General features: G+C 63.5%; 12 protein-coding genes. 1 reads left to right on the top strand and 11 read right to left on the bottom strand.

Features of this window, described 5'->3' with window-relative positions; genetic code table 11:
* Window positions 1-4: 4 nt before the first annotated feature.
* From NG900_RS06090 to NG900_RS06075, 4 genes are all read right to left on the bottom strand, one after another.
* Window positions 5-1,717 (bottom strand): ABC transporter permease subunit, encoded by a 1,713-nt coding sequence (locus NG900_RS06090; protein WP_252678462.1) that lies wholly within the window; start codon window positions 1,715-1,717, stop codon window positions 5-7.
* A 99-nt stretch (window positions 1,718-1,816) separates the two neighbouring features.
* Window positions 1,817-2,914: an ABC transporter ATP-binding protein gene (locus NG900_RS06085; protein WP_252677936.1), complete on the bottom strand. Its 1,098-nt coding sequence runs from the start codon at window positions 2,912-2,914 to the stop codon at window positions 1,817-1,819.
* Window positions 2,915-2,946: 32 nt separating this feature from the next.
* On the bottom strand, window positions 2,947-4,032 hold the full coding sequence (locus tag NG900_RS06080; RefSeq protein ID WP_420804128.1) for an ABC transporter substrate-binding protein: 1,086 nt from the start codon (window positions 4,030-4,032) through the stop codon (window positions 2,947-2,949).
* An 89-nt stretch (window positions 4,033-4,121) separates the two neighbouring features.
* Entirely contained in the window at window positions 4,122-5,549 is a 1,428-nt protein-coding gene (locus tag NG900_RS06075; RefSeq protein ID WP_252677932.1) for an FAD-binding oxidoreductase, read from the bottom strand.
* Between the two features lie 202 nt (window positions 5,550-5,751).
* Here NG900_RS06075 and NG900_RS06070 point away from each other — a divergent pair, with 202 nt between their 5' ends.
* Window positions 5,752-6,171, top strand: a complete 420-nt coding sequence (locus NG900_RS06070; protein ID WP_252677930.1) for a cupin domain-containing protein — start codon at window positions 5,752-5,754, stop codon at window positions 6,169-6,171.
* Between the two features lie 215 nt (window positions 6,172-6,386).
* Here NG900_RS06070 and tssJ read toward each other — a convergent pair whose 3' ends face one another.
* The 7 genes from tssJ to NG900_RS06035 are packed head-to-tail and all read right to left on the bottom strand — an operon-like array spanning window position 6,387 to window position 16,511.
* Window positions 6,387-7,004: a type VI secretion system lipoprotein TssJ gene (gene tssJ, locus NG900_RS06065; protein ID WP_252677928.1), complete on the bottom strand. Its 618-nt coding sequence runs from the start codon at window positions 7,002-7,004 to the stop codon at window positions 6,387-6,389.
* 2 nt (window positions 7,005-7,006) lie between these two features.
* Window positions 7,007-7,972, bottom strand: a complete 966-nt coding sequence (gene tssG / locus NG900_RS06060) for a type VI secretion system baseplate subunit TssG (RefSeq protein WP_289813673.1) — start codon at window positions 7,970-7,972, stop codon at window positions 7,007-7,009.
* 53 nt (window positions 7,973-8,025) lie between these two features.
* Window positions 8,026-9,825: a type VI secretion system baseplate subunit TssF gene (gene tssF / locus NG900_RS06055; RefSeq protein ID WP_252677926.1), complete on the bottom strand. Its 1,800-nt coding sequence runs from the start codon at window positions 9,823-9,825 to the stop codon at window positions 8,026-8,028.
* A gap of 4 nt (window positions 9,826-9,829) precedes the next feature.
* Window positions 9,830-11,392: a type VI secretion system protein TssA gene (gene tssA, locus NG900_RS06050; RefSeq protein WP_252677924.1), complete on the bottom strand. Its 1,563-nt coding sequence runs from the start codon at window positions 11,390-11,392 to the stop codon at window positions 9,830-9,832.
* Window positions 11,392-14,874, bottom strand: a complete 3,483-nt coding sequence (locus tag NG900_RS06045; protein ID WP_252677916.1) for an ImcF-related family protein — start codon at window positions 14,872-14,874, stop codon at window positions 11,392-11,394. Before NG900_RS06045 ends, tssA begins: the two co-directional genes overlap by 1 nt.
* 57 nt (window positions 14,875-14,931) lie before the next feature.
* The gene (locus NG900_RS06040) at window positions 14,932-15,222 is read right to left on the bottom strand and encodes a PAAR domain-containing protein (protein ID WP_252677915.1); all 291 of its coding nucleotides are present in this window, start codon (window positions 15,220-15,222) and stop codon (window positions 14,932-14,934) included.
* On the bottom strand, window positions 15,219-16,511 hold the full coding sequence (locus tag NG900_RS06035) for a hypothetical protein (protein ID WP_252677907.1): 1,293 nt from the start codon (window positions 16,509-16,511) through the stop codon (window positions 15,219-15,221). The genes NG900_RS06040 and NG900_RS06035 overlap by 4 nt, the downstream gene beginning before the upstream one ends.
* Window positions 16,512-16,523 lie beyond the last annotated feature (12 nt).

The following is a 16,523-nucleotide window of genomic DNA, read 5'->3' as shown; positions in this document are numbered from 1 at the left end:
TGTTTCAAGAAGCCAGGCTGCGTCGACGCAAGCGGTCCGCAACCGAAATCAGGATCGAGATGAAGACGAACAGGCCGGTCGAGACCGCAGCAATGACGGGCGAGATCTGCATGGTGGTTTCGTCCCAGAACTGCTTTGGCAGCGTCGTGCTCAGGCCGCCCGACGAAAAAAGCGCGATCGTCAGTTCATCAAACGACGTGGCGAACGCAAACAGGAACGACGACAGCAAGCCTGCACTCAGGATCGGGAACGTGACACGCCGCAGCGTCGTGAACTGCCGTGCGCCCATGCTCTGCGCGGCGAGGTCGAGCCTCACGTCGTAGTTGCGCAAGACGGCCATCATCGTGATGACGACATAGGGCACCGCAACCACGGTGTGCCCGAGCGTCAAGCCAAGCGAGGACCCAACCAACCCAATCTTTGCGAAGAAATAGAAGACCCCGACGGCAAGGATCATGCGCGGCACCACGATGGGCGCCAGAACGAACGCCAGCATGGCCGCGTTCCAGCGCAATCCGCCGCGCACCAGCAGGAAGGCCACCGGGGTGCCGATCGCCATGGACAGGACGCCTGTGCCAATGCCCACCACCATCGATCGGGTAATCGCCTGCATCCACAGTGGCGAATCGATCACCTGCTGATACCACTGCAACGACACGCCGTGCGGCGGCCATGCAAGCCCCGAAGCCGAATCGAACGACAACGGAATCATCAGGAAGGCGGGTGCACTGAGGAAGACGAGTACCAGCGTGACCACCACGCGCAGGGACAGGCTGCTGCCCTCTGCGGCGCGCTTGCGCGATTTCGGCAGAGCACGCAGCAACAGGTCAGTCGCATTGCCAAGGCAGGTGAGCGTCAGGTCGCCAATCTTGCGGCTCCAGCGCCGGTCGCTACGGCCCGCATTTCCACCGGTACTGCCGCCGGCCATCGTCGACAACCCCACCATGCGGTCGTAGACGACAAACACCAGCAGCACGACAACGAGCAACAGGACCGAGATCGCCCCCGCAAATCCCCAGTTGAGCGCCTGCAGCACTTGGTCGATGATCAGTTGCGTGATCATCGTTTCATGACGCCCGCCCAGCAGCGTCGGGGTGATGAAGAAGCCGATGGCCGTGACGAAGACCATCAGCGCGGCCGATGCCACCCCGGGCAAGGACAGCGGAAAATAGACGCGCCAGAACACCGTGCCGGGCCGTGCGCCCAGCGTGGATGCCGCGCTCGGCAGACGCCGGTCGATGTTCTCCATCACGGACAGCATCGTGAGGATCGCAAGCGGCATCAGCGCATGCACCATGCCGACCAGTACCGCGGGCAGGTTGTACAGCAGGCTGAGCGGCTCATCGATGATGCCCAGACGCATGAGCGCCCAGTTGATCACGCCGTTGCGCCCCAGCAGCACGACCCACGCGAACGTGCGTACCAGAAAGCTCGTCCAGAACGACAACAGCACCCAATACAGCAGCCTGTTCTTGCGCCCGCGGGTGAGCGTGGAGATCAGCAGCGCGACCGGATACGCAATCACCACTGCAAACAACGTCGTCAGCACCGACACCTTGAGCGTCACCAGCAACACGTCGACGTAGACTGGCGATGCAAACAGGCGCCGATACTCCGCGAGCGTGAAGCCGCTGTCGTTGCGGATGCTCAGCGACAACAACTGCCCGACCGGGTAGACCAGCAGCACGACCAGCAGAATCACAACCGGCGCGGCCATGGCGGCGATCCGGCCGGCATGTCGCCAGCGACGACGGCGTTGCGCCGCCGGCAACGGACGCCCTTCGGCCGGCGCAGCGAGAGGAGCAAGGTTCATCGTCTACTCCGCAATCGCAACGGCGTCCGAATGCGACCAGGACAGCTTCAAGGTCTGGCCGATTTCGTACTGCGCACCCAGCCGGTTGGTGGGGTACGCAGCAATGAGCGGCACCGCTTCGGCCGTCTTCGAGCGCAGGTACAGCTTCGTCATGCCGCCCGTGACCATGATGTCGGTGAGCGTCGCGGGGATTGCCGCAGGCGCGCCGGCCACGTCATGCAATTCGCTGTCGACCCGCACGTTCTGTGGACGCAGCATCAACCGCACGTTCGCACCGGTCTTTACATGCGGGTCGTACACCATGGCCCGGCCCGCATCGACACCGCGCATGGTCACTTGCACCTGATCGCCGGTACGCTCCGTTACCGTGGCGTTCAGCAGGTTGGATTCCCCGAGGAAGTCGGCGACAAATACATTCTTCGGCCGGAAATAGAGGTCGGCCGGCGTACCCAGCTGTGCAATGGCCCCGGCGTTCATCAGGCAGATGCGATCGGACATCGTCATCGCTTCTTCCTGATCGTGCGTCACATAGATGATCGTCGTGCCGAGGTCGCGATGGATCCGCTTGATCTCGAGCTGCATGTGGTCACGCAGCTTCTTGTCGAGCGCACCGAGCGGCTCGTCCATCAGGATGATCGACGGGCGGTAGACCATGCAGCGCGCCAGCGCGATGCGCTGCTGTTGCCCGCCTGACAACTCCTTGGGATAGCGCCCGGCTACGTGCGGCAGGTGGACCATCTCCAAGGCTTCCATCACCCGCTTGCGTGCCGACGCCGCATCCACCTTGCGCATCTGCAGCGGGAAGGCGATGTTCTCGGCAACCGTCATGTGCGGAAACAGTGCGTAGTTCTGGAACACCATCCCGATGTCCCGCTCGTACGGCGCGCCGTGCGTCACGTCCACGCCATTGATGCGGATCTGGCCGCCATCGGGTTGGGCCAGCCCGGCAATCAGGCTGAGCAGCGTCGTCTTGCCGGATCCGCTCGGCCCGAGCAAGGTCAGAAACTCGCCTTGTGCGACGTCGAGATCGGTCGGCGCAAGCGCCACGAAATCACCGTAGTGCTTGCACAGGCCCGCAATTTGAAGGTTGGTGGCAGCCATGGAAATACGCGTCCGTTCAGTTCACACACCGCTCAGGTGAGAATCCAGCTGTTGAATCGTTCCAGCGCGCCGCTCTGGGCCTGCTGCCAGTATTTGGCGTCGATCTGCAGGCCGGTCTTGATGTTCTCGGGGAACGTTGGGCAATTCTTCGCGATCTCCGGCTTCACGAAATTGAACGCCTCGGGTTGCGTCATCCCTGCTGGGAAAAAGGCCGTCAGCGCCGCCTGGCGTTTCGGATCGCTGGCAAACTTGATGAATTCACGGCAAGCGTTGGCGTTTGGCGTTCCCTTGAGAATCGCCCAGTTGTCGCAGCCCCAGATGTTCTGGTTCCAGACAATGCCCACCGGCGCGCCGTTTGCCATAGCCGATTGCGCGCGTGACGCCCAGGTCGCCACCATCGCCACCTCGCCAGAGCTGAGCATCTGCTCGACCTGAGCGCCCGTGCTCCACCAGACGTCGACATGCTTGGACACCTTGCTCAGACTCGCGAACGCGCGGTCCAGATTGCATGGATACACCTGCGAGGTGGGAACTCCGTCAGCCATCAGCGCTTCTTCGATGGTGTCAAACGGGTACTTGCGCATCGCGCGCCGGCCAGGGAAATCCTTGACGTTCCAGAGATCGGCCCACGAGCTCGGTGCCTTCCGCCCCTTGAACGCATCGGTCCGATACGCGAGCACCGTCGTGTAGACGTTCGTCCCCACACCAAACGGCGACATGTACTGGTGCGGAATCTTCGCAATCACTGGGTTCGATTCGAGCCCGTGGCGCTCCAGATATTCCTTGCCGCCCGAGGTCAGCAACAGAATGGCCGGCTGGCTGATCTTGGCCATGTCCCAGGTGTAGCTGCCCGCCTCGACCATGCTCTTGATCTGCGCAGTCGGCTCGGCGTTGGCCTGAACGCCAACCACCTCGATGCCCGTTGCCTGCGTGAACGGGCGGTAGTACACCGCCTCGTAGGCTTTCGTATAAATACCGCCATCGTCGCGCACGACGATCCTCTTGTTCGCAGCGCGGGACGGCGTCCACACGAATGGGAAGGCCGCTGCGGCGACACCGCCCGCGACCGTCTTCATGGCGGTGCGGCGGCTCGGGTTCTGAATCGATTCGTTCGTCATACGTTTGGACTTCATCGTGATCTCCAACGCTTTGGTTTGAATGGCAATTGCCGGAATGGGCAATGACGAGGGATAGGACTGGTGTGGCCTTACGGAACGAGACGACCCGGATTCATGAGGTTCTTCGGGTCCAGCGCCTGCTTGACGGCGCGCATCAGGGTCAACTCAATGTCGGACTTGTAATGCGCCATCTCCTGCAAGCCCGTTTGCCCGACACCGTGCTCGGCGCTGAACGTACCGCCGAGCTGGTGCGCAACATCATTGACGCGGCGCCGTAGCGTGGCGCCCGTCGCCGCGGCATCCGGCATCGCACGCCATTCGTCGAACGAGAACATCGGGATGAAGTGCACATTGCCGTCACCCATGTGGCCAACAATCACGAGATCGATGTTCGGTACGATGTCCCGAACGGCCTCGCTTGCACTGGCAATAAACCTCGGCACGGCAGACACTGGCACCGCGCAATCTGTGGTCAGGCCAACGCCGGCTTTCTTGTTCGCCTCAGTCACGCTGTGCCGGATCTCCCACAGGCTTGCGCGCTGCGTATCGCTGGACGCGACGATTGCGTCTTCAATCAGTCCAGCTTCGGCTGCCAGTTCGAGTGTTTGCACCAGCAATTCGTCCATTGCATCGGCGCCGCGTGAATTCGACAGCTCGACGAGCACATGCCAGGCGTGTTTTCCGTCAAGCGGGTTGCGCCGATTCTGGACATGCCCTATCACAAGTTCGAGCTGCCGCGCATTCATCAGCTCATACGCCGATAGCGACGACCCGCAACGCTCCTGAAACATCCCCAGAATGCGGAGCGCCGCTTCAGGATCCACCGGTGCAAACCATGCAAGCGATTGGTGCGTCGGCAGTGGATGCAGCTTCAGTGTGGCGGCCGTGATGATGCCCAGCGTGCCTTCCGCACCAATGAAGAGTTGCTTCAAATCGATACCGGTGTTGTCTTTCCGAAGCCCGCGCAATCCGTTCCAGACTGACCCGTCGGCGAGCACAACTTCCAGTCCGAGCACGTTCTCTCGGGTATTGCCGTAGCGCAGCACGCTCGTGCCGCCGGCATTCGTCGACAGCGTTCCGCCGATCTGGCATGAGCCCTCGGCCCCAAGGCTGACCGGGTACAGGCGCCCGACCTCGGCTGCTGCATCCTGGACAGCCTTCAGTACGCAACCGGCCTCGACCTCCATTGAGCCGTTTGCCGCATCGATATGTCGAACACGCCGCATGCGTGCAAGGCTGACGATCACTGGCCGCGCACCTTCAGTTGAAGGTATCGAACCGCCGCACAGACTGGTGTTTCCGCCCTGCGGCAGCACCGGTGTTCCGGATTCGGCGCAAGCACGGACCACGAAGGACACCTGCTCTGTCGTGGCCGGTTGCGCGACACACAAAGCATCTGCCTTGTAGCGGCCGCGGAAATCTTCGGTGAACCCGCCCACGTCCGACGCTGCCGTCAGCACGGCATCCTCACCCAGTTCAGCAATCAGGCGGCGAATCAATGCCGTACCTGTGTTCATTTGCCAGCCCTCGATTGGTTACACATGAGACGCAGTGATCGGTCTCTATCGCTGGGCAAAGAATAGGATCAGAAAATTCGCATTGGAATCGAATCGATTACTATGCAATTACTATGTGCGAAAGCAAGGGTTTCCACCGATCCGTCAGGGGACGGCTGCAAGTCGCGATGGGGCCCGGTGCACGCATCAAGTGGCGTGCAACATGCTGGTGCAAACCTTGACCGTCACGGCGCGTCACGGCGGGCAGCGGTTTCTAGCTGCAATAGGCCAGCCCGCTCAGGTGATCCACCCGGGCGACGTGGTCTGGATCGCCCTGGCAAAACGGCACTGGCACGCCGCATCGGAGGCAATCCTGCCGTACGCGGGCACGGCAACCGCCTTTGTCGAAGGTGCCGATACCGCGCCCTTCACCGCCGCCGCGCAACGCGTGACCATCATTGGAGCGCAGGGGGCCGTCGATGATGGGCAGCAGAACATCGCTGGCCGGGTCCGCATCGATCCGCTGTACCCAGACCCTGTCGACATCCCAGCCGCGGGCGCGTATGTCACCTTCGAGCCCGGCGCCGCTCTGCCTGGCACACGCATCCGAAGGCACAGTAGCGGTGGTGACCGCACGTGCTAGCCCCAAGCAGGAATGGGGCAAGCCCGTGCCGGTTATCCCCAGTCCGGCACCAGCGCGCGAAATGCGGTCACAACGCGATGTGCGGAGTCGCGACGAGCAGCACTCAAGTGTCCCCGATCCTCGATCCAGCCAAGAGCAGTGGGTAGTCGCCTTAGGGCAGCTGAACCAAGCAGAGTAGAACCCTATGTCACGCCGGGTGATCTTCGCTCTCCCCTTTACGGTCGCTCCGTGCCCACGGTAGACGCGGATTCCGTTCTCGAAGCGTTTGGTGCACTCTGTATCGGCGCCGTGCGATTGACGGGTGCGGGGTTGGCACCTGCGAGTGCCAACGTGCTGCCGCTCGCCACAATCCTGACCGGATCGGTCTTCTTCCATTGTTTCTTGGGAATGACCAATTTCCACGTCGCGCTTTGATCGGCCTTGCGGAAGAACGCCACCACGCCCACGAACTCAGCGTCTTCGTTCATCGGCTCGGCCACGCTGACAGCCGCGCCCGGGCACAACACCACGTCTTTGGTGGTGAGCAGGTCCGGTTTGAGCGTCTCCAGATCATTCGACTGCAGTTGCGCGTAGTCCGCCGCCTCGAAACTTTGTGCAGTTTTCAGCTGGTACAGCCGTACGACGGTGGACAGCGGCTGTCCCTGGCCATTGGGATTCAGTTCTATCCGACTGTCCAGGTCGATGTTCATGGACTTGACCTGCGTGGTAAAGGCCCATTTGGCGGCGTCGACCGTGTTGTCTTTGATGGCCTGCCCCACCCCGCAGCCAGCCAGAGAGATGGCCGTCAGCGCGGCAGGCGCAGTCAGTACGATTCGTCGTTGTATGGCGTTCATGATTACATCGGTTGTTGTTCACCCCAAGTGCCGAGTTGCACCCTGATAGGTGCCTGTGGCGTATCGATTTTCGGCAGCAGCGTGCTGTAACCCAGCCTCACCTGGGTGGAGTTGAAGGCTGGCTGTGGCATCAACTCCGCGCGCACGCTCATCTCCAGCTGCGCCTGAGCTTCGTAGCCGAGGTAGTAGCGCAGCAATGCCATCACCATGTCGTGGATGGGCTGGCCGGGCATCAGGCCGAGTACGGTGTCGCGCATCTGTGGGGTGATTCGCACGTGGACCGTGTTGCTGCGGTCGGTAAAGCCACGGCCCAGCAGGCAGTTTTCGCCCAAGGGCGTCGGCTCCGCATCGTTCACTTTGACCCACACCGGATAGAACTCCGTAACGGCGATGGCGGCATCGGGCACGACGTGCTGCAGTACACCGGACAAGCCCTCCGCCGTGCGAGTCCGTTGCCCGGTCAAGCCGAGCGTGGAGAGCAGCGTGCGGGTATCGACCTCGTTGCGGATCTCGGGGGGGCCGATGCCCAACCCCGTGAGGCTCAGCAGGTAGCTGGACACCTTGTCGCTCGCATCCTTGCGAAAGCCTGCTGGATAACGGTACTTCCGCCACACACGGTAGTACTGCGTGACGATGCGGTGGTGGAACAGATCAAGAAACGCGGCCAACGGTTCGGCGCCATCGCGGTTCTGTGCCACTTCGTCGATGAAGTACGACGGCATGCGGGCATCGACGCCGTACAGGCCCAAGAACGTGGTACGCACGGCGGGCGGCGCGTTGGCGTCGTCCGGGTCGAACTCGACGGCGTCGATTTCCCGATTGGGGAAGCCGAGCTTGGGCCGGGAGCGGAAGCGGATCGGTTCGGTCTTGGGTGAATCGGTGGCGCCCAGCGGCGGGGCTTCCGGCGCCGCCAGCTCCATCAGCTCGCAGATGCGGAAGAAGTTGATCTGCGTGGCGTCTTGGAGCAACGCGGACAGCAGGGTTCGGCCTGTGTCCCGTTGGGGCAGCTTGTCTGGGGCATTCAAAACGGTGCGCCCTCCCCTTTGGTGTCCGGCCAGACTGTGCGCTTGCCCGTGGGCTGCGAGACGGTGACGAGGCGGGTGTACAGATTCAGCGTGGCGTACAGGCCGAGGAAGCGGTTGAGCATGGCGCCAAACAGGTCGATGTCGCCCTCCCCTGCGAACTGGCCGCCGTCGAGCGTGACTTCGATTTCCACGCCGCGCTGCAAACCGCCCTTGACAAGCTTTTGCAGCGGGCGGTGCTTGACGTCGGTAATGGCGTCAATGCGGCGCTTGTTCAGCTCGCCATCGGTCCAGTCGTAGAGCGCGAGGCTGCCGCGCAGAATTTCTGCGTCGAGCAAGGACAGGTAGTTGGGGGCGAGGTGCGAGAGCACGCGCCAGTGGAAGCGGTCGCCCGTGGGTGGGTAGACGGGCAACGTAGGGGCCGTGAGATTGCGCACGGCTTCGACGTTGGTAAAGCCGCTGCGCATGCGGCGGATGCTGGCTTCCCGCAGGCTCTTACGCGGCAGCATGCCGTTGGTGCCCGTCACGGAGAGCGAGAGCGTTTCCTTCGGCAGCGTGTGCTGGTGCTCCCACGCATGGCCGCCCAGGATGACCCACGTATCGAAGCGCCCGGACGGCCCGCGCTGCACGCGGGTGTGGAAGTAGCGCTCGGGCATCTCGTGGCGCAGCATGCCGCCGCGATGGCGGAAGGCGGCAAACGGTGCGTATTCAAAGCGCCGGCCGTTGCCGGATTCAAAACCTTGCACGGTGTCGACCGAATACACGTCGACGTGCTCGCCGTACTGCTCCATGGCGTGGACGCGGTATTCGGTTTCGAACTGCGTGGCGGTGATCGGGTCGGCTTCGAGTTCGAACAAGTTGATGATGGGGGTGCAGTACAGGCGGATGTTTTCCGCGGTGAAGCGCATGTCGTCGGGGTACGGCTTGTCGAGCACGACTTCGACGTCGACGGTGCTGGCCTCCTGTGGGATGGCTTGCATGTCCAGACCCAGCAGGTCGACGAACATGAACTTCTCGGGGAAGGTGAAGTACTCCAACAGCAGTTGGTAGCCGCCGAAAGCGTTGTCGGCTTTGGGCCAGAGGCGTTCGTCCGCTGCGAAGCCGACGGGTTCCAGGCGCAGGCCGGGCATGGGTTGCGGGGCGCCGGGGCGGTCTTGCGGGTAACCTGGCACGCGCACTTGCATGGCGACCGGTTTGGCGGTCAGTGCAGCGTACAGGGCCAGTGCGACGGGGCGGTCGGCGTTCAGGTACAGGCGCAGGCGCGGCACCGTCAGTTGCTCGCGCTGGGCTTGCGGCTGGATGGTCAGGCGCAGGCGGAGGACGGAGCGGCCGTCTTCGCGGGCGTAGGTGCTGGCTTCGGACAGCTTGAGCGGATACAGGTCGACGTCTTGCGTGGTGCGGTAGATGCACTCGATGCGGTCTTCGCCGAGCGGGTCGGAGGTGACTTCCAGGCCAGGGGCGATGGTTTCGTGGCGTTGCAGCGTGCCGACGGCGGGTTGCAGCTCGAGGATGGACAGCGACGGAATCATCCGCAGGTAGTGCGGCCACAGCATGCTGACGATGCCTTCGGTCAGCTCGGGCAGTTCGTCGTCGAGCTTGTGGCGCAGGCGGCCCATGAGGAAGGCGAAGCCTTCGAAGAGGCGCTCGACGTGGGGGTCGCGCTCGCCGATGCGGTCGAGGTTGAGCATGCGCGCGCGGTCGGGGTACGCACGCGCGAACTCTTTACCGGCCTCGCGCAGGTAGCGCATTTCCGCTTCGTAGTAGCGGAGGATGTCGTTGTCTTGGGTGGGAGTGCGCATGGTGTTATGCCAGGGCAATGGCGCGGGCCGGATCGATGGCGGTGAGTTCGCCGGTTAGCGCTTCGATGCGCGCGGCGAGCGCGGGCTTGTCGGCATCCTTACGATGGATGCGCACTTTGAGCAAGCGCAGCAGGTGGAGCTTGGTGTCGAACGCGAGCGTGGGCTCCCAGGCGGCGAGTTGATAGCGCGCGCTGTTGGCATCGAGCGTAGTCAGCAGGTGCAGCGCGGTGTCGGGCTTGTCCGCGCGCTCGGCGACGCGAGCCATGACGAGTTGGCGGAGGAACTTGTCGCGTTCGCCGTCTTGCGCGGGCAGGCGTTGCAGCCAGGCGAAGGCGGCTTCGATGCCTTGCTGGTGCGCCATTTCGGCGGCTTGGGTTTCGGTTTCTGCCCAGTCGGTGCCGGCGGCGTCGATGGCGACGGGTGCCATGGTTTCACCGCGCTCGACATCGCGTACGGTGGCGTGGCGGGCGATCCATTCGCGCGTGGTGTCGTCGGCAAACGGTGAACCATCCGTAAACGACAGGCGCTCCAAGCCCGGCAAGCGTTCGAGCATGAGGGCACAGTCGGTGGTGACGAGGTCGCGCACTTGGGCATATTCGCCACCGGCCTGCTCTTGCGCTTTGAAGGCGTAGTACTGCAAGTCGAGCCAGAAATGGTTGGCACCTTCGGCGAAGGCGGCTTCGATTTTTTCCAACAGTTCGGGCCACTGCTTTTGCAGGATGAGGCGTTGGAGGTGGGCGCGCAGTTCTGCACGTGGTGCTGGCAGGCGCGTCTTGCCGCTCACTTCGTGCGGGGGCACTTCGGTGAGGGTGTCCCAACGCACGCAGCGCATCAGGCGATAGGCCGCCAGATAGCCTTGCGGTTGCTCGCGCAGGAAGGCCGCCATGTGGCGGGCGCGGTCGAGCAAGTCGCGGGTGGAGGTGATTTCGCCTGCGGCGGGCAAGCTGGTCATACCTGCGGGTTGGCTCGGTGCGCTTGCTGTGGGCTGTGGGGCTTCGACCTTGTCTTCGAAGCGGCGCAGCAGCGGGCCGAGATCAGGGCGGGCGTTGTCTGGCCAGGCTTCGGTGCGTTCGGCGATCAGGGCGAGCGCTGACAGGGTGCGCTCAAGCAGTACGTCCGTGAGGCCTTCTACCCGATCGAGGCGATTGGCGAAAGTGGTACCGGCGAGCCATTCAAGCGCGGCTTTGCGGGTTTCGGCGCGGGTGGGCAAGAGCGTGTCGCCGAAACGATCGACCAGCGCGGAGAGCAATTCCAGTCCGGAGGCGAGCCCTTCTGCCCCATCGCGACGCATGCGGCCGTAGACGTAGTACGCGGCGACGCGCACGTCTTTAGCGCTGTGCTTGAGTAACTGCTCCGTGGTGCTGACGATGAGGGTGTCGTCGATGTCCGACAGCTTGGCGACTTCGTCTTTGATGGCGAGAAAGTCGTCGTCGTAGGCGGGGTCGGTGCCGATAGGGGCCGCTTCGCTGATGGGGCGTAGCCAGTCGTCCCAGCGACCTTGGGTGGAGCGGGCGAGGTCAGACGGCGTGCGCGTGCCAAACAGCGTTTGCAGGAGGTTGGCGAACATCAGTAGGTCTCCGGATTGGCGGTGCGCGCCACGCGTGCGGACGCACCACCTTGCCTGCCCAGGAAGATCTGCTGCGGCAGCACAAAGCCGCGCAGCGCCAACAGTTCCAGCGGGCCGGCACCGACTTCCGTACGCATCAGGTAGCGGATCGGATAGGTGACGTTTTGCGGAGCCGGGGTCAGCGGTTCCTGCGCGACTTGGGCTTCGTCTTGCAGCTTCTCTTGCTTCGGTGCTGCATCTGGCAAGGCCCGCCACGTCAACTGCAAGGTCGCGTTATCGATCGGTTCGACGCTGGCGCGCTCAAGCATGCGCACCAGGCCCCAGCGGCCCGTGTATTCGAAGCTCTTGTTGGTGCCGGCCTGTTCGGTCTGCCATTGCAGGCGGGTGCCGAGCATCTGTGGGTTGTTCGCGGGCCAGGTGAGTGCGTGCCAGGTTTCGCGCTGGTTGTAGTAGTGCAGGCTCTGGCCGTCGAGGGTGAGCTTGGTGTCGGTCAGACCAGGCGTCGGTACCGGCTGGAAATCGAAGCGGTACTGCGGCTCGCCTTGCACCAGCATGTGCGCCGCGATCTTCTGCAGCGTGTTGATGGCCTTGAGGAACGCGGGATCGAAGGCAAGGCTGTCGCCACCGGCGGCGGTGCCAAAGGCGCGGCCGGCAGGCACCCAGCGATCGCCTTGCAGCTCCAGCACGCCGGCGAGTTGGGTGCCGAGGAAGCTGGTGATCAATCCCCCTTGCGGACGCAGGAATCGCGCGAGTTCGGGGATGGACGCATCGTTTTCTGTGTTCGCGAACGGGTAGCGGCCAGCGAAGGACTTGTTCCAGGTCGCAGCGATGGTTTGGCGCCATGCGTCGTTCAGGCTCGCTTGCGCGGGCAGCAAGACGGTCTGCGTGGCCTGGGCAACCGGGCGCACGAACAAGGCATCGCCCATACCGGCCCATTGCGCGCCGAGGCTGGCGGCGATCTGGTCAGCGTAGTTCTGGATGTCGGCCAAATCGGAGCCCTTGCCTTGGAACAGGGCGAGCGCGACTTGCTTGGCTTGCGCGTCGGCGTTGGGGCTGTTGCTCATCTGTTGCAGCTTCAGGCGCAGGGCGGTGACGCGGTCGAGGTAGCGTTGCAGGCTCAAGTCGCCGGTAGCGGCTGCGGTGTCCTGGGCCATGAGGCGCAGGATCGGGCCGAAGGCGGGGCCGAGCGGGCCGGCGGGATCGGGCTTCTGCGCTTCGGGCGTTTCGTCCTTCTTGCCGAAAACGTTCTGCGCTTTGGCGACCAGGGTGTCAGAGAGACTCGCCTTGGGGGCGCCGGCCTTGCCTTGGTATTCGAGCGATCTCATCAACGCAATGACGGGCGAGTTCCGGGCGTCCGTCATGGGCTTCAATTGCTCGATGGCAGCCGGCATGGTGGCGGCGTTTTCCCATTGCACGCTGTTCATGAAGGCTTGCCATTCGTCGGCGTAGTCGGCGAAGTAGCGGGCGGTGAGTTCGGCTTTCAGGGCGTCGCCGGTCAGACCGTCTTGCTCGCGTTGGCTGGCTTGGGTGTTGAGCACCCAATCGCCAGCGACGGCGCTGCGCTCGGCGGCTTTGTCGATCTCGGCGGCGATGGTGCCTTCGTATGCTTGGCGGGTGAATGCGCCGGGGACGGTAGCGTTCGTTCGGAACAGACCGCGTGGGTCGGTGCCGGGCGTGAGCGTGGCGAGCGTCTGGTCGGGGTACTTGTTACCGACGGCATCGAGGATGCTCTGGTAGATGGTGTCCTCCGAGTTCTTGACGACGATGACGGCGAGTAGCCTCTGACGTGCCTCGCCAACCAAGTCGGCTTGGGGTTCGATGCGCCAGTCCGCATGCGTCTTCAAGTGCGCCGCGTAGAAGCCCAGCAGGCGCTCGGACAGGTCGAGCTTGGCACCCGGACTCAGGTTGGCGCTGGTGCGCCAGTGGCGGGTGAGCTGCGGGGTGAGGAAGGCGGCGTCGGCCCGGCTGGGCTCGGCGAGCATCAGGTAAGCCTTGAGAGCGTGGTGGCCTTCAAGCGCGAGCTTGTTGGTGTGCTCGTCGAGCTGGTCGGTCTGCATCTGGGTCAGGTCGACCAACTCGGCTTCGATGTTCTGCGCGATGGGCGCGACCAGCAAACGATTGGCTGCCTGGTCGTAAGGCTTCCAGAGCGCGGCCAGTGTTGCGCGGTCCTGGTTCAGACCGAAGCGGGTCCAGAGGGGGGCGTGCGTGTCCACGCGGTGTTCGTACAACTCGATGCGGTGTTGAACGTCGAGCAAGGCGCGCAGGCCGGTGGCGCTATCCCGTGCCTTGTTGAGGGCTTGCAGAGCCGAACTGGTTAGATGTACCTCGCGGGCATTGCTTGCGGCGGAGACCACCATGCCGGCAGTCCATGCGCCGACAATCCCAAGCGCAATCGTGGAGAAGACGGTGATGGGGTGGAAGCCGACGCGCTGCCCTCGCGCCTTGCGTGCGAGCCGGCCCAGGTGATGCCACACCGACAGGTCCATGCGAGCGGAATCTTCACCCAGCCCTGCTTGCGGGTACGGCGCGAAAAAGGCCCCGCTGATGGGTTGATGGCGGCGCTGTTTGCCTGACAGGCTGGCGATCCACGCGGCCAGCGGCAGGCTACGAGCGTCCAGGCGGAGCGAGAGCTCGGCGGTGTAGCCGTCGTGAACATTGGCAGCGAGCTCGGCAATGCCGCGCTCGCTGAGTTGGTTGCGTAGGCGCAGCAGCGCATTGGCGATGGCCGGCGCATCAACGCGGGAAGCGAACTCGCATCCGATGATGGGCGTAGTGCCGATATGCACGGCATCGGTGTCAGCAACATCGAGCACATAGACGGGCGCGGACCACTTGAGCGCCTCGGCGATGCGGGTGAGGTTAAGGCTGTCGGCCCCCACGCCACGCTTTTGCGCGGCGAGTTCGGCTTCGCCGTCTTGCACCATGACGATGGCGTCGACGGGGCGACGGCGGCGGAGTTTGTAGAGCTGCTTGAGCCAGGTGGCGTCGGGTTGGCCGTGTTCGCCTGCGCCGTTCCATAGGAGGATGGCGTTGTCGGTTTGATGCCAGCCGGTTTCGGTGATGGTGGGATGTAGGCGCTGGATGGTGGCGGTGTCGCCGGTCAGCAGTAGCCAGGGTTGGCGGTAGCGGCAACGCCTGCCATGTGCGCCACGTAGGTGGTCGCACAGCGATTGAAACGGTTGGGCTGCGTGGGCTTTTGGTGTGTCCTGTGCAAGCACACTGGCCTGCGTGGTGCCTGCCATCTCGGGCCCCCTGACCTGCAACCATTGCCCAAGCCAATGGAACGCGCCTCCCATTCGGCCCCAAAGGTCGAACGACAAGATGATCGCCAACACGAGCGCGCATCCCGAAACGATAACGGCCCACGAGCTACGCGCTTCAGGGGTGTTGAGGCCGATCAACTCGCCCCACAGCAGGATGCCGGCAACAAGTACACCAGCAAGGATCAGCGTACTCAGCAGGCTCAATCGCAACAACTTCATGACTTCACAATCTCTTCGTTTCTTGACCGGCTTACCCGGTTGATGGGGCCGGTTCGCTCACACGTCCATGTAGGAACTGTGCTGAGACGGGATCAGCAGCGGGCTCGGGGTGCATTTGCAGACGCACAGGTCGTCGGAGAGCGCGCCCTGGCGGCCATCGGGGCCGGTCATGGACAGGTGCACACCGACGCAGACGATGCGACCCACGGTTTTGCAGGCGGGGCACCAAACGGGATCGCTCTCGTAGGCTTGCTCGCGGTTGCCGACACGGTCGTTGGGGTCGCCGCCTTCAACGGTGCCGCCAGCGGTGGTTTTATCGCCTTTGAGGATGTCGTAGCGCCGGGTCATGCGGGAGTTTCCTGTGGGGTTGTGGTGTCGGAGGCGCCTTGCTTGGTGCCCGCGAACTTCATGACGGCGCAGTCGAACTGCTCACCTTGCCCAGTGAGAACGATTTGCTCGGGAGCGTCATTCGCAAGCGATGCGCAGGCGAGTGCCAGCCACGGAGCGGCGATACCGGCTTGACCAACGGTTTGGTCCAGGTCCGTGGCGTGTGCGGTCAGGCCAAGTTTGATGGCGGGTTCGCGCAACATGCCAGCTTGGCTGACATCGATGCCGGCTTGCCAACCGCCTTGGATTTGGTCGGCTTGTGCGCCGCCCCAGCGCAGGCCTGTTGACAATGCCGTGCTGGGTTGCCCGAACGTGCCACGTACCGGCCGGTGCAGATTGGCCACACGCGCTACGTTGTGTTGGGTGGCCTGTGCATCCGGCATGAGCAAGAGCGCCACGCCGACTTCGGCCGCATTCTCCGGTGGTGCGGCGTGGAGCAAAGGATGCAATTGGATGGCAAGGTACAGCGTCGCGTGCTGGCTCTCGCCTTCGATGGCACGATCCATCCATTGGTCGAGTACCGTCAGGTCGGCGGGCGTGCTGGGTTCCGGGGCCACATCGTGGGCTCGGTGCAGCTTGGCGCACCAACGCTCTTCGAGCAGTTGCTTGTTCTGCTCGTAGGGATGGCCGTTGGCCACCAGCAGTTGGACAGTCAGCGGTACCTTGGCGGGCAGGGCTTCGATGTGCGGCGACAGCTCGCCGAGGAGTTCGTCGAACAGCCATTGGGTGACGTGCTGGCGGCGCTTGAGGTCGTCGCCTAGGTCGCCGTACTCCTTGCGCATCTCGGGGGCGACCAGCCAACGCGCTTTGACGGGCTCGGCGGCCAGCGCATAGGGGACTTGGGTTTTGAGTCTGGCACTGCCTTCGCGGATGGTTGCGAGGGCGTTTTCTTTTTCGTCAGCGGAATAGCGATAGGCGGCACCAGCGACCGCGAGCGGGATGCTGGCTGCGTTAAAGACGCACTCGGTGAACTGGCGTGCGGCGTGGTTGCGTGTCTCAACATCGAGCTTGCGAGCTTCGTGGGCGCGGTAGCGATGCAGGACGACGAGCGACGACACGCCGATCGGGAAAGCGAGCAGCGTGGCCCAAAATTTGAGAGTGTGGGCGGGCATGCCCTTGGGCCAGAGCAGGAGCACCGCGCCCACACAGAGCGCAGCCAGCACGACGAAGACGATGCTCCACAACACCTTATTCGGTGGCGGATCGTCGAAGGTCTCTTCGGGTGGCAGCAGGGAGAAATCTACAGCCATGTCAGATCACTT

This window comes from Ralstonia soli, assembly GCF_023955655.1.
Lineage (GTDB): Bacteria > Pseudomonadota > Gammaproteobacteria > Burkholderiales > Burkholderiaceae > Ralstonia > Ralstonia soli.
This window is presented reverse-complemented; position numbering and strand designations above follow the sequence as displayed.